The 12,744-nt window shown below is 56.0% G+C and carries 12 protein-coding genes, 1 tRNA gene and 2 pseudogenes; 12 read left to right on the top strand and 3 right to left on the bottom strand.

The genetic code is table 11. From position 1 onward, the window contains the following. The first annotated feature begins 26 nt into the window (after positions 1-26). The 12 genes and pseudogenes from GKR98_09690 (at position 27) to GKR98_09635 (ending at position 9,470) form a co-directional block, all read left to right on the top strand. A complete protein-coding gene (locus GKR98_09690) occupies positions 27-497 on the top strand; it encodes a winged helix-turn-helix transcriptional regulator (GenBank protein QMU58439.1) in 471 nt (156 codons plus the stop codon). 24 nt (positions 498-521) lie between these two features. Further along, positions 522-1,070, top strand: a complete 549-nt coding sequence (locus tag GKR98_09685) for a hypothetical protein (protein QMU58438.1) — start codon at positions 522-524, stop codon at positions 1,068-1,070. Positions 1,071-1,121: 51 nt separating this feature from the next. Beyond that, positions 1,122-1,207, top strand: a tRNA-Leu gene (locus tag GKR98_09680). 259 nt (positions 1,208-1,466) lie between these two features. Continuing rightward, positions 1,467-1,805 carry a DUF3800 domain-containing protein gene (locus GKR98_09675; GenBank protein QMU60050.1) on the top strand — a complete coding sequence of 113 codons (339 nt, stop codon included), beginning with the start codon at positions 1,467-1,469 and terminating at the stop codon, positions 1,803-1,805. A 132-nt stretch (positions 1,806-1,937) separates the two neighbouring features. After that, positions 1,938-2,342, top strand: coding sequence for a hypothetical protein (locus GKR98_09670; GenBank protein QMU58437.1), 405 nt, complete (start codon positions 1,938-1,940; stop codon positions 2,340-2,342). Between the two features lie 460 nt (positions 2,343-2,802). Next, on the top strand, positions 2,803-3,192 hold the full coding sequence (locus GKR98_09665; GenBank protein QMU58436.1) for a hypothetical protein: 390 nt from the start codon (positions 2,803-2,805) through the stop codon (positions 3,190-3,192). 44 nt (positions 3,193-3,236) lie between these two features. Then, positions 3,237-4,588 (top strand): IS3 family transposase gene (locus GKR98_09660; protein ID QMU58435.1). Its coding sequence is split into 2 segments (ribosomal slippage): positions 3,237-3,572 and positions 3,575-4,588, totalling 1,350 coding nucleotides; the frame shifts between segments, so codons are not numbered across the junction. Between the two features lie 74 nt (positions 4,589-4,662). Continuing rightward, positions 4,663-4,806, top strand: a pseudogene (locus tag GKR98_09655) (ABC transporter substrate-binding protein). 57 nt (positions 4,807-4,863) lie between these two features. After that, positions 4,864-5,622 (top strand): ABC transporter permease subunit, encoded by a 759-nt coding sequence (locus tag GKR98_09650; protein ID QMU58434.1) that lies wholly within the window; start codon positions 4,864-4,866, stop codon positions 5,620-5,622. Next, positions 5,609-6,406: an ATP-binding cassette domain-containing protein gene (locus GKR98_09645; protein ID QMU58433.1), complete on the top strand. Its 798-nt coding sequence runs from the start codon at positions 5,609-5,611 to the stop codon at positions 6,404-6,406. The genes GKR98_09650 and GKR98_09645 overlap by 14 nt, the downstream gene beginning before the upstream one ends. Before the next feature lie 3 nt (positions 6,407-6,409). Next, entirely contained in the window at positions 6,410-7,162 is a 753-nt protein-coding gene (locus GKR98_09640; protein QMU58432.1) for an ABC transporter permease subunit, read from the top strand. Positions 7,163-7,281: 119 nt separating this feature from the next. Further along, a pseudogene (locus GKR98_09635) lies at positions 7,282-9,470 on the top strand (NADP-dependent isocitrate dehydrogenase). On the opposite strand, the gene GKR98_09630 reads toward GKR98_09635, so the two are convergent. The 3 genes from GKR98_09630 to GKR98_09620 form a co-directional block, all read right to left on the bottom strand. Further along, entirely contained in the window at positions 9,460-9,855 is a 396-nt protein-coding gene (locus tag GKR98_09630; protein ID QMU58431.1) for a hypothetical protein, read from the bottom strand. The pseudogene GKR98_09635 and the gene GKR98_09630 sit on opposite strands and share 11 nt — an antisense overlap. 433 nt (positions 9,856-10,288) lie before the next feature. Continuing rightward, positions 10,289-11,704, bottom strand: a complete 1,416-nt coding sequence (locus GKR98_09625; protein ID QMU58430.1) for an FAD-binding protein — start codon at positions 11,702-11,704, stop codon at positions 10,289-10,291. Positions 11,705-11,735: 31 nt separating this feature from the next. Further along, positions 11,736-12,575, bottom strand: a complete 840-nt coding sequence (locus GKR98_09620; GenBank protein QMU58429.1) for a Zn-dependent hydrolase — start codon at positions 12,573-12,575, stop codon at positions 11,736-11,738. Positions 12,576-12,744 lie beyond the last annotated feature (169 nt).

Below are 12,744 nucleotides of genomic sequence, written 5' to 3'. Positions count from 1 at the left end.
AATAACACCATAATATGGAGTAAGTTATGCCCAATTCGTCTATAGAAATGGACAAATTAGATCGAAAGATACTCCAGATTGTATCCGGAGACGCCCGCATATCGATCACCGAACTATCGCGGCGTGTCAGCTTGTCAAAAACACCTGTGCAGGCACGTCTTAAGAGATTGGAATCATTGGGTGTTATTCGGGGATATCGGGCAATTGTAGATCCGGTAATGCTTGGTCTTGATCATGTGGCCTTCGTCGAAGTCAAGCTGAGCGACACTCGTGAGAAAGCTCTCGGAGAGTTCAACAAAGCCGCAGTCGCCATCCCCGAAGTAGAGGAATGTCACATGATTGCAGGTGCATTTGATTATCTTCTCAAAGTTCGCACCCAGGACATGACACGCTACCGACATGTCCTGGGTGAAAAGGTGTCGAGCCTGCCTCATGTTGCCCAGACAGCAACCCATGTGGCTATGCAAGCAATCAAGGATGGCGGCATCGTGACTTGACCAATGAAAGTTCCGGCGCACTTAATGGTCATGCGAAACTTGCTGACCCTCTGTCTTTTCTCATTTGCGTTGCCTTCGCACGCCGCTTGCCCGAACGCACCTGACATAACAGCAGCAGTTGACGTTTTGCTTGAGCAAGTGCAGTCCGCACCGAACGAGCGCGCCGCGCGGCAAATTTCCAATCAGTTTTGGGTTCTTTGGACAAAGGCCCCGGATGAAAAGGCGCAGGATCTTTTGGATCGTGGCATGCAGGCGCGAGAGGTTTTTGCTTTCGACACTGCTGCGAAAGCATTTGATGAACTGGTTGAATATTGCCCAAACTATGCTGAAGGTTACAACCAGCGTGCATTCGTCAATTTTTTGCAACAGAACTACCAAGTTGCCTTGGTCGATCTGGATCTGGCAATTGCCCGATCTCCACGTCACGTCGCGGCGATCGCCGGTAAGGCGCTTACACTGATGGGGTTGGAAGATGATGAGGCTGCACAGGTTGTCCTGCGCGAAGCCCTTGCACTGAACCCGTGGCTCTCTGAGCGGCGGTTTTTGAAAGAACCCGACGGTGAAGAACTCTGATTGTATCTCGGGACTTGCCCAAGAGGCGCGCGCGTTCTAGGACGTCTCCAAGCGGGCGTGATGGAATGGTAGACATATCGGACTTAAAATCCGAAGGCCGTATGGCTGTGTGGGTTCGAGTCCCACCGCCCGCACCATCAAAATTCAAATAATTCATTAATAATAATATTATATATAATTTTTAGATACATGTATCCACCCAGAAATCCACCCTAGCAATTGGCGGATGTTGTCGTCATCTTGGATTTGGCTTGTCTCCAGCTCACATGTTCGGATGGCAAATGACGTCGGAATTAGAGCCTTACGAGTATATTCTTTACATTGACGAAGCCGGTGATGACGGATTGGCGAAGAATTCGCCCTAGTGACGAGAATTAAGCAAGTGAGTGGCTTTGTATTGGTGGTTTGCTGACTAGGTCAAACCACGAAGCGGATGTGGTCGATTGGGTTCGGGACATTCGCAATACAATCGATGCTAGGCAAGGGGCCGCTCTTCACTATCGAAATCTTAGCCCTTCCAAGAAAGACTCCGCGTGCCGAGCTTTGTCAAATCTGCCCGTGAGAGCTTTTGCGGTATGTTCACACAAACTTAATATGAAGGGTCACAACAACAACCGGGCTGCTAAACGCGGCGGAAAGCAATGGTTTTACAATTACTGTGTTCGGATACTTATGGAGAGAGCAACCACACTATGCGCAAACGATTGCCTGCGAAATCATTCTGAGTTTCGATGAAGTATCAATGCGCAAAACGGGCACCGATAGGTAATGGGACGCTTCATTCGAAACGACCGGCAGCGCATCATCGACGAATATCTCGCTGAGACGGGACGGAACATGTTCCACGCAGGCGAGTTCGTGGACTAGTTGAGCGATCAGGAAGAGCACGAAGCCTATCCATGGTTCTTTGGCAAAACTGACGAGGAAGCAGCCCGGGAATTTAGGGTTTCACTGGCAAGACAAATGGCCAGCGGATTACGGATCACGGCACGCATCTCTGAAGCACCAGACAAAGGCACGGTGGTTAGCGTGGAGGCGCGGGAGTTCCCTGCCTTCATATCGCCACAGAGCGGTCGAAGCACAGGCGGTGGATATGAAGCGTTTGACCCACACGACCCGAATAGTGTGATGGAATTGCAGCGTCAGGGCATCGTTGCTTTGCGTGCGTGGCTTTCGCGCTATCAGGGAGCCTTCGAAGGGCAGGGGACTTCGTTGAAGCCCATAGAGGGCATATTGTCCGAAGCAGGATGGCGGTTGGCGCGCTCCGCATAATCAGCGCGTTTGGTCAAGGCAAGATAGGGCGGTTTTGGTACGGCGTGGTCCGGTGAAGTATGGCGGGTTGAGGCATGTTCGGGCAAGGCGGTTACGGAGTGTCACGGTTCGGTATGGCGTGTCGCGGTAAGGTGCGGCGTGGCAAGTTTTGGCGGTCAAGGTGCATCAAGTATAGGTAAGTTATGGCTCGGCGAGATCAGGCGAGGTGGTTATGAAACGGCGAGGCGTGGTATGTCGGGCTTCGGCGGTCATGGAGCGGTGCGGAGAGGCAGCGCGCGGCGTGGCGCGGCACGTTTAGGCGAGGCAAGGTTGGGCGAGGCGGTCACGGCGCTGGCCAGCAAATGCCAGCAAGCCAATTCAAACTGATTACAGCAATGAAACTTGGCGGCCATTGAGAGGTGGCTGCCTTAGACTGGCTGGCATCCATCAATTGTGGTGCCGAATTTTAGGAGAAATGAAAATGGCAACCATCGTTGCAACAGACACCCGCGCTGGCGGAGTGATCACAGTTACAGAAACCACATTGGATGGTTCCAGCGACACATTTACTTATGACTCTGGTCTCGACCTGGTTCTTGTGCTGCGCAATCCTACGGGGGGAGCCATTTCACCAGTTATCGATGGGGACGGCGGAACGACTGTGCAGGCCACAGGGGCCGGTCCAGTCGATATTTCTGGTGGCCTAGCTGTTGGGTCAATCGCAACGGGTGCGACTGTGGTTCTGCCATTGCGTAGCTGGTCGGCTTACATGCAGGGATCGATTGATATCACCTCCGGCACCGGGCTGGTTGCGGTGTTGTTGGAGGGGTGTCTGAAGTCAGCGCCTATGGGTCCAAATAGCGTTATTTGATAAGAGAGAGTTGTTGGCTCATCGTAACCACTGAGGAGTGGGACATGAGACAGACAACTGGAACTCGCAGGAGCCCCGGCGAGAAGATCGTCAAAGAGATCAAGCGCGCGACGCGCAAACAGTATTCGTCAGAAGAGAAGATCCGGATCGTGCTGGATGGCTTGCGTGGCGAAGACAGCATTGCTGAGTTGTGCCGTCGTGAGGGAATATCTCAAGGTATCTACTACAAATGGTCCAAGGACTTCATGGAAGCTGGCAAACGGCGGCTTGCTGGAGATACGGCGCGTGCGGCTACGACCGACGAAGTCAAGGACCTGCGCCGCGAAGCCCGAGACCTGAAGGAGGTCGTTGCCGAGCAAACACTGGAACTGCGTCTTCTCAAAAAAAGCATGACCGGCGGTGGGGGCGACCAAGAATGAGGTATGCTGCATCTGAGAAGTTGGAGATCATCCGGCTTGTTGAGGGGTCGCATTTGTCTGCTCGTCGAACATTGGCAAAGCTGGGCATCCCCCGCACCACATTTTACCGTTGGTATGATCGGTATCGGCAGCGCGGCGACGCTGGCCTTGTGGATCAAGCGCCTAAGCCCAGACATGTCTGGAACCGCATCCCCGACGAAGTCCGGCGCAAGGTCGTCAAGCTGGCGCTGCAGGAGACGGAGCTGTCGCCGCGCGAACTGGCAGTGACGTTCACGGATCGGGAGCGCTACTTCGTCTCGGAATCTTCAGTCTATCGGGCCCTGAAGGCCCACGATCTGATCCCCAGCCCGGCCTTTATCGTGCTCAAGGCGGCAAACGAGTTCAAAGACAAGACCACTGCGATCAACCAGCTTTGGCAAACCGACTTCACCTATCTCAAAGTGCTTGGCTGGGGCTGGTTCTATCTCAGCACAATCCTGGACGACTACAGCCGCTACATCATCTCGTGGAAACTCTGCACGAACATGCGGGCAGAGGACGTGACGGACACCCTGGATTTGGCGCTACAAGCATCAGGGTGCGATCAGGTTCACGTCATCCACAAACCCCGCCTCCTCAGCGACAACGGGTCCAGTTACGTCTCTGGCGATCTGGCTGAATGGCTGCAGGACAAAGGCATGAAGCATTCTCGGGGCGCACCATATCATCCCCAGACACAGGGCAAGATCGAGAGGTGGCATCAAACCCTGAAGAACCGCATCCTATTGGAGAACTACTTCCTTCCGGGAGACCTCGAAACCCAGATCGAAGCCTTCGTCGATCACTACAATCACAAGCGCTACCACGAGAGCCTGAACAACGTCACACCCGCCGACGTCTACTTCGGGCGTGACAAAGCCATTCTAAGACAACGGGAAAGGATCAAACGAAAGACGCTCGAAGCGCGGCGCTTGCATCACAGACAGCGCGCCGCATAATAACATCAACCAGACGAGCCAAACTCTTTACTTGTTTAAGCAACTCTTGGTTCCCAAAACCCTGACGACGGACATATGATCCAAACGGCGGCGGTCGCGCCGCGGCACAGGCGGACATGGAATGGTATTCCTCCGCCGGTCAGCTCGACGGCGACGCCAGCACGCTGAACATCGAAGACTTCTGGTATCTCGCTCCGCTTGACGCCGCAATGAACTAAGCCAATGGCCGCCGCGCTCGACTGGGCGCGGCGGCCATTATCGGGACGCAACACGCGATGAACCGTGCAACCACTCTAAAGATTGTAAGCGCCCTGATCCTGTTCGGCGCGTGGGAGATTGCGGGACGTGTCCCGGTTAGTTTTGCCTTTCCTACATTCATTGAATCCATGGCCGCGCTTTGGAGGATGGCCGTTGATGGCACCCTGGTCTCGGCTTATGCCGAAACCTTGCAGCCACTGGTCGTCGGCGTTGCGATTTCCGCGTTCCTTGGCATCGGTATCGGCCTTTGGGTCGGCCTCAACAATTTTTTTGAATGGCTGTTTTCCCCGATTTTCATCGTTATGCAGGCCGCACCGCTGGCCGCACTGATCCCCTTGTTGGTTCTCGCCTACGGCATCGGGCTGACATCCAAGGTTTTGGTTGTGTGTATCATGGCAATGCCAGTCATCGTGTTGAACACTGCCAGCGCGGTGCGCAATACACCCGAAAACCTAAAGGAAATGGGCAAGGCATACCTCGCCTCCGACCCGGCAATCTTGTTGCGGATCGTTATACCCGCCGCTTCACCCGTAATATTCGCCGGTCTGCGCCTTGGTGTGTCGGCCGGTTTCATCGGCGCGATTCTGGCGGAATTAAAAATCACACCTACCGGTGTCGGCGATATCATCACATTCAGCCGGTCCATTGCCGATTATCCCAGCATGTATGCTGCAATCTTCTCGATCATCGTTCTTGCGGTTCTGTTCCTGAACCTTTTGGAAAAGATCGAATCCGTTCTCTTCAAAGGAAACCAACGTGGCTATGTCTCAGACTGAACCTACGCCCGCTGATGTCGGGGACGTGCCGGAAAGCGCCGTCTCGACCCGCAATATCACTAAGTTTTACGGCGAGGTGGAGGCGCTGCGCGATCTGTCATTGGAATTTACGCGCGGTCAGTTGACCTCGCTGCTCGGACCGTCGGGGTGCGGGAAAACCACGTTGTTGAAGATCATCGCGGGGTTGTTGGAACCTACATCGGGCGAGGTCGAGGTGAACGGCAAGACCGTCACTGGCCCCGGCCCCGACCGGGCCTTTGTGTTTCAGGACTTTGCGCTGCTGCCATGGGCAACAGTCTTGCGCAACGTGGCCTTCGGGCTGGAAATGCGCGGTGTCGCCAAATCCGAACGCGACGCCAAGGCGGAACGTTATATCAAAGAGGTCGGCCTCGGAGGCTTTGAAAACGCTTACCCGCACGAGCTGTCCGGTGGCATGCGCCAACGTGTTGGCCTTGCGCGCGCACTGGCCGTGGACAGCCAAGTGTTGTTGATGGATGAACCATTTTCAGCCGTCGACGAACAGACCCGGCGCAAGTTCCAGGAAGACCTGTTGAACCTGGTTCAGAATGAGAACAAGACCTTCATCTTTGTCACACATTCCATCGAAGAGGCGGTCTATGTCTCTGACCAGATCGCGATCCTTCTGCCGCGCCCCAGCCGGGTTTCCGAAATCATCCGCCCCAGCAGTTTCCGCTATAAGGGCGTCGACAACATCCGCCGCGATCCGGAATACCTCGACATTGTCGACGAAATCTGGGCCTCGCTGCGGTCCTATGTGGAGTAGGTCATGACACTTTTCGGCTATCGCCTGCCGGGCATGTCTTCGCTGATCCTCTGGGGTCTTCTCTGGGAAATTGTCGGTCAGACAGGCGCGACGTTCTTTGTTCCGCCGTTATCCGAAGTCTTCGTCACACTTTTCGAGGTCATTCAAACTTCCGCCTTCCAAAAAGCCTTATTCGAAACCGCTTATGCCTTCTGCGCAGGCGTTTTCTTCGCCATCGTGATTGGTATCCCCGTTGGGATTCTGATGGGCAAGAACCGCTTGCTTGACGAGTTGCTGTTGCCCTGGGTGAACGTCTTTCTTAGTGCACCACTGACTGCCTTGGTTCCTGTGCTGATGGTCCTGTTCGGCTTTGGTATGAAGTCGATCATTATCACGACGACGCTTTTTGCGATATGGATCATCATTCTGAATTCGCGCGCCGGTGTGAAACAGATCAACCGGTCACTGGTTGAAATGGCGCATTGTTTCGGTGCGTCACCTATCGATGCGTTCTTCAAAATTTACTTCTGGGCAGCTCTTCCTGAAATTCTGGGAGGCGTTCGCATCGGCATCATACGGGCTGTAAAAGGCGTGATCATCGGACAGCTTCTGATCTCGATCGTTGGCTTCGGAGCCTTGTTTGAACTCTATTCAGCTAATTTTCTGATGGGGCATTTCTGGGCAGTTCTGATCGTCTTGTTCGCACTGGCCTTCACCATCTCTGAGTTTCTGGCCTATCTGGAACGGCGCGTATCCTATTACGCGGCCAAGAGATAAAGATATTCCGATCGCCATCCTGAGTGGACGGTTTTGTCGCACCGTATGCGACGGTATACTGTCGACGCCTAGGTAAGTGTCAGGTATGAGGCCCCTACTTCAGCCAATGGGAGCAATTCATGTCCGACATCATTTACACAAAAGTGGACGAAGCACCGGAACTGGCCTCTGCGTCGTTGCTGCCGATCATCCAGAAGTATGCAGCCGCCGCTGGCGTAACCGTGGGGACAAAGGACATTAGCATGGCTGGGCGTATTTAGCCTCCTTCCCAGAGCATCTCAGCGAAGATCAGCGCCAGTCCGATGACCTTGCAGAACTGGGCTGCTTGGTGAAAACGGCTGAGGCGAACGTGATCAAGCTGCCGAATATCTCGGCCTCAGTTCCGCAATTGGTGGCCGCCATCAATGAACTGCAGTCCCAGGGATTTAACCTGCCAGACTACCCCGATGCGCCGGAAACGGACGCTGAAAAATCGGTGCGCGCCAAGTATGACGCTGCCAAGGGTTCAGCCGTGAATCCGGTTCTTCGCGAAGGCAACTCGGACAGACGCGCCGCAAAAGCCGTGAAGAGCTTTGCCCAAAAAAACCCACATCGCATGGGCGACTGGACGGCGGACAGCAAAACACAAGTATCGTCCATGCCCGGCAATGACTTTTGTTCCAACGAAGTCTCCAGCACCCTAAGAAAAGACGCTGTCGCCAAGATTGTGCTTGAAACTTCAACCGGCGAAACAACCCTGAAGGAGAGTATCGAGTATCCCGCTGGGACTGTCGTTGATGCCACGTTCATGAGCGCGGCTGCGCTTAAGGACTTCTTGGCAGCCGAAATCGAAAAGACGAAGTCGCAGGGCACCCTATTCTCGCTGCACTTGAAATCAACAATGATGAAGGTCTCCGATCCCATCATCTTCGGCCATGGCGTCAAGGCTTACCTCGCTCCGGTTTTTGAAGCGCATGGCGATGCATTGGCTGATCTCGGCGTTAACCCGAATTCCGGTCTTGGTGATTTGCTTGCGCGGGTGAAGGACGATGCCGCCATCGTGGCAGATATCGACGCCTGCATGGCTGACCGCCCACCCATGTATATGGTAGATTCCGACAAAGGTCTGACAAACCTGCATATATCCTCCGACGTGATCATTGACGCCTCGATGCCAGCGTTGATCCGGGCGGGTGGCAAAGGCTGGGGGCCTGACGGCAAGGAGGAAGACACCAATTGCATCATTCCCGACAACTCCTATGCCCCAATCTATGACGAGACGATCAAATTCTTCAAAGAGAACGGCAAGCTGAACCCTGCCACGGCTGGCACCGTTCAAAACATCGGCCTGATGGCGCAAAAGGCGGAAGAATACGGCTCGCACCCCACCACGTTCGAGATCCCTGAGGCGGGCACCGTCAAAATGATCCTCGATGACGGTACGGTTCTGCATCAACACGCGGTGGAACCGGGCGACATCTGGCGCGCGGCCTCCACCCGCAAAGCTCCGATCGAAGACTGGGTGAACCTTGCCATTGCACGCCAAAAGGTGGAGGGCTGCCGCGCGATCTTCTGGTTGGACGAAAACCGCGCGCATGACGCCGAACTCATCGCCTACTTGAAACCGATCTTGGTAGCGCGGGATGTGGCCGACAAGTTCGAAATCCTAGCTCCGCGCGAAGCGACGCGCGCTTCGTTTGAAACAATCACCAAGGGTGACAACGCCATCGCGGTTACTGGCAACGTCCTTCGTGACTATCTGACGGATCTGTTCCCTATTTTGGAATTGGCAACTTCAGCAAAGATGCTGTCGATTGTGAAACTCATGAATGGCGGTGGACTGTTTGAAACAGGCGCAGGCGGCTCTGCTCCGAAGCACGTGCAGCAACTGACCGAGGAAAACCACCTGCGGTGGGACAGTCTTGGTGAATTTTGCGCATTAGGGGAAAGCCTGACCTTCCTTGCCGACACCAAAGGCAACGAGAAGGCGCGCGTCTTGGGCAAAGCTGTCGAAGACGCTACGCAGGGCATCCTCGACAACGGTCGCTCGCCATCTCGCAAGTTGGGTGAGCCTGACAATCGCGACAGTCACTATTGGTTCGCCCGGTATTGGGCCGAGGCCTTGGCCGCGCAGTCAGATGATGCAGCCCTTGCGGCGCATTTCGCCCCGATCGCCGAGGCACTGTCGGCCAATGAAGAGAAAATCCTCGCTGATTTTGCTGCAGCACAAGGCCCCGCTATTAATCTGGGTGGATATTACCGCACCGATATAGCCAAGACTTCGGCAGTGATGCGCCCGTCTCAGACCCTGAACAGCATCATTGGCTGAGCCAACTGATCCCATGGCATCGCATCGTTTTGTGGTGCGCAGCTGCCGACAAATGGGAATTCCACTTGCCCAAGGTAGCCTGCCATTTTGTCGCTGACAGCAGCAAGCGGCCCCGGAATGCCGGAGCGAAGCGAATATAATAGGCACCCATCCCGCACCAGACAAGGGCAGTTTCTGGACGGGCATTGCCAAGCCGATCGCACATGTGTTCCCAAAGCGTATGGACAAATATCGCGCCTGCCTGAGCATTCATGTCCTCCGGCTCCTGGAACGCTGTTGCGCCGAAACCTGTGCCGATATCCGGATCGCATGAAACTTCGGCACAGCTAATTTCGCTACTCGCTGCGATACAGGCATAGACGTTGTCACCTCGGTTTAACGCCACGGAAAAATCAACGACATGGTTCAGAAATTTTTTGGGGGGGACGATGTGGAGAATTTTGATATTTAAGCCTCCGGGAACTCTATCCAACACCTCAAAAACTCTCTGATGATCACTAGGAGTGTGTCAAGGTTATGCAGTCTCATCGATGGGAGATTTTCCCGCGTAGCTGCTATTGGGTCAGATGATGGACGACTGACTGCTTTGTCCGCAGAGCTGACGTTGTTCGGTTCTTGGCAGTGAAAATCCAATTGATGGGGCTGGACCCAGATCTGAGAGGTCGAAATCAGCCTTCTGGCTCGGTTCCGAATGCAGAGTGGGCGGGTTTGCGCCTTTTGATGTGAGCATTTGGTGCGCGCGTCATAAGCGGCAACCGCGGCGAACAGCTTTTAGATCATTGTGCTTTCTCGACATGCTACGGCGACAAATGCCGTTGTCAGCCTTCAGGGAGCACTGCGCCGGGGTTCATGATGCCGTTGGGGTCTAGCGTGGCTTTGATCTGGCGCATCAGGGCGATTTTGGTGGGGTCGCCGTAGCGTTTCAACTCGTCGGGTTTCAGGCGGCCCAGCCCGTGTTCGGCGCTGACGCTGCCGCCGCGTTCGTCGGTGAGGTCGTGGACGATGCGGGTGATCTGGGGCGAGAGGTTGCGATAGTCGTCGCGGCTGCGGCCCTTGGGCGGGAAGATGTTGTAGTGGAGGTTGCCGTCGCCGAGGTGGCCGAAGGCGTTGATGCGGAAGGTGCCGAGCTTGTTGATCGCTGTGTCGGCCGCGTCGATGAAGCCGGGGAGTTCTGACAGGGGAACCGAGATGTCGTGGGACGCAATCGAGCCAATGGCCTTGTTGGCGGCGGGCATGGTTTCGCGCGCCGTCCAGAAGGCGTCGCGTTGTTGGCCGCTGGAAGCGATGATGCCATCGCCGGTGAGGCCTTTTTCATGAGCGAGCATGTAGAGGGTTTCGAGGATTTCCGTGGCGTCGGTGCTGGCGCCGGTGCCTATTTCGACCAAGACGGACCATTCCGGCGGGGTGTCGAAGGGTTGGCGGGTGTCGGGGTAAGTTTCGGCCAGCATGTCAAGGCCGGTGCCGGCGATGAGTTCGAAGGCTGAGACAACCTCGCCCGCCTGATCCCAGAGCATCGCTAAAAGGTCGAGGGCGGCGGCAGGGCTTGAGACTTGCAGGAAGGCGGTGGCGATGTTTTGCGGTTGCGGGCTGAGTTTCAGGGCGGCGGCGGTGATGATGCCAAGCGTCCCTTCGGCCCCGATTATGAGGTGGCGCAGATCGTAGCCGGTGTTGTCTTTTCTGAGGCGTTTCAACCCGTGGAGGATGGAGCCGTCGGGCAGGACAGCCTCGATCCCCAGGCAGGTGTCGCGGGCCATGCCGTAGCGCAACACATTGAGGCCACCGGAGTTGACCGAGAGGCCCGCGCCGATCTGGGCGGTGCCTTTGCTGGCGTAGCTGAGGGGGAAGAGGCGGTTTGCCTCGGCGGCGGCGTTCTGGATGGCCTCGATGGTGACCCCTGCTTCGGCAGTGAGGCTGTATTCGGTCGGGCGGATGTCGCGGATCGCCGTCATGTTTTCCATCGACAGGATCAGAGGCGTGGGACCGGATAGGGTGATCTGGCCCGCGACGAGACCGGTGCCGCCGCCGTAGGGTTGGATCGGGCATTTGTGCGTGTTTGCAAAAGCAAGGATGCGGGCGGTGTCTTCGCTGGTGCGCGGGGCGGCGACGAAGCCGGGGAGGCCTTCAAACTTGCCGCGCGGGTCTTCGAGGTAGCGCGGCGCGGCTTGTTTCAGGGGCACATCGGGGGCGTGGGTGGCCAATTGATTGGCGAGGTCGTCTGTGAAGGCGGTCAGCATGGCGCGAAGGTGCGGACCCGGGCCCGAAGTGTCAATCGTCGAACGCCGGAAGAAGGCGCGGTTCCAGGACGATGACGGTGGGGCGACGCGGCAGAGTTCTGAGTGAAACCTCGAGTGAGCTGTTTCCGGGACGCTGAATATCAAACTCGTCGCGCACGCCAGCTAGGAAACTGTCGAGCGAAAAGCGTGAGAACCAATGCATGGGCAGGACGATCGAGGATTTAAGGCGCTTTATGATGCGGACCATGGTGGGTGTGTCGACCGTCAGGCCGCCGTCGACTGCTGCCATGACGATATCGAGGCGGCCAAGCGCGGCGTATTGTTCGTTGCTGGGTTCATGGTGGAGGTGGCCGAGATGGCCGATGCAAAGCCCCGCGACTTCAAAGACAAAAATTGAGTTGTTGTTTTTGATGCGAGTGGTTCCATCGAACCTACTGCGGATGTCGGTGGTGACATTGCGCACAAGCATCTCGTCAAGGTCGAGGTGGTGGTCGGCGGGTTCACTGTTTTGCCACCAACCGGGGAGGACATGGGGAATTTCGGGGTGAGGAAAGGCGGTCCAGTGGCTGTCGTGGGCGTTGTTCATAGTGACGACATTGGGGATCAGGTCGCCCTCGCCGATATAGCCGGTGTAGTCAGTGACGGCGGCGAGACCGCCATGGGTTTGCAACAGATACATTGAGTGGTCGAGGTAGGTGAGACGGACCGTGAATTCTGTTGGCAGCGGATCGGAAAAGCTGGCCTTGTGCAGGTATTTGAGCCCCGGAGCGGCATCGGCGATGGCGATGCAGTGGCTGGGGCGACGGTCTTGCGAGTGAGCGGGTGTCGTCGTCGCGAGGATCGTCAAGGCGAGGAAGAGGGCACGCGGCATGTGTTGGTCCTTTCAGGCATGAACCTAGCGCGGGATTGAGAACTGGCAAAGGGACGTTGAAAGGAGCGCCTCTGGCGCATTCGATGTTTTGCGCCGCGCCTTCGGCGCGTCGCGGTGCCTCCCCTTTCGGCAATTGAAAACAATTGCCTGCCGGGTCAGCGTTGCAGGC

The organism is Boseongicola sp., assembly GCA_014075275.1.
Taxonomy (GTDB): Bacteria; Pseudomonadota; Alphaproteobacteria; order Rhodobacterales; family Rhodobacteraceae.
This window is presented reverse-complemented; position numbering and strand designations above follow the sequence as displayed.